The following is a 1,081-nucleotide window of genomic DNA, read 5'->3' on the forward strand; positions in this document are numbered from 1 at the left end:
AGCTCTGGCTTTTTCTCCACAGCCCGATTCAGGGCATTGAGATAGGCCAGGATGCTGGCCTCGATAATGTCCGTGCTCACCCCTCGGCCCATAGTGGTCAGATCTTCCACCTCCACCACTACGGTTACCTCTCCCAGAGCATCCTTCCCGGCTGTGACGGCGTCAATGGAATAGCTCTCCAGCCTGGCTCTGATCCCAGTAATTTCGTCCACCGCCCGGAAAGAGGCATCTACTGGCCCATCCCCATAGGCAGCTTTCTGCACCATCCTACCATTGATCTCCAGCCCCACCGTAGCCGTGGGCTTGACCATACTACCGCTAAGGGTCTGGTAATAATTCAGTTTAAAAAGCTCGGTGGTAATCTTGATCTCGTTGGCCACGATGGCTTCCAGATCCTCGTCTTTGATCTCGCCCTTGCGGTCAGCCAGAGACTTGAACCGGCTAAAGGCCCGGGCCAGCTCTTCCTCAGAGAGCTTATATCCAAGCTGAATCAGTCGCTCGCTAAAGGCATGCCTCCCAGAGTGCTTTCCCAAAACGATCTCGCCCTTCACAAAGCCCAGTTTCTGGGGATCCCTTATCTCATAGGTAGTTCTTTCCTTGAGAACTCCATCCTGATGAATGCCAGACTCGTGGGCGAAGGCGTTGCGGCCAACCACCGCCTTGTTAGGCTGAACTGGATAGCCGGTCAGGAGGCTGACCAGGTGGCTGGTTCGAGCAATCTCCGAGATGTTGATATCCGTCTGCACATCCAGATAGATACCTCGGGTATCGATTATCATCACCAGTTCCTCCAGGGCCGCGTTGCCCGCTCTCTCCCCCAGACCGTTGACAGCTACTTCCACCTGCTGGGCTCCGTGCTGGACTGCTGCCAGGGAGTTGGATACAGCCAGCCCCAGATCATTATGGCAGTGAACGCTGAGAATAACCTTATCTATTCCCCGCACTCTCTTCCGGATCTGATCGATGAGCTCAGCAAATTCGTGGGGCATGGCATAGCCCACGGTATCCGGGACATTTATGACCGTAGCGCCGCCCTCAATGGCGGCCTCAAAGACCTGGCAGAGAAAGTCCACATCGCTTC

At 55.3% G+C, this 1,081-nt stretch carries 1 protein-coding gene; it reads right to left on the bottom strand.

The features are described 5' to 3' along the window. The coding region (locus tag HW443_RS11670) for a 2-isopropylmalate synthase (protein WP_176238268.1) at nucleotides 1–1,081 on the bottom strand (1,081 nt) is incomplete at both ends.

It is taken from the genome of Candidatus Hakubella thermalkaliphila (assembly GCF_013281975.1).
Taxonomy (GTDB): domain Bacteria; phylum Actinomycetota; class Humimicrobiia; order Hakubellales; family Hakubellaceae; genus Hakubella; species Hakubella thermalkaliphila.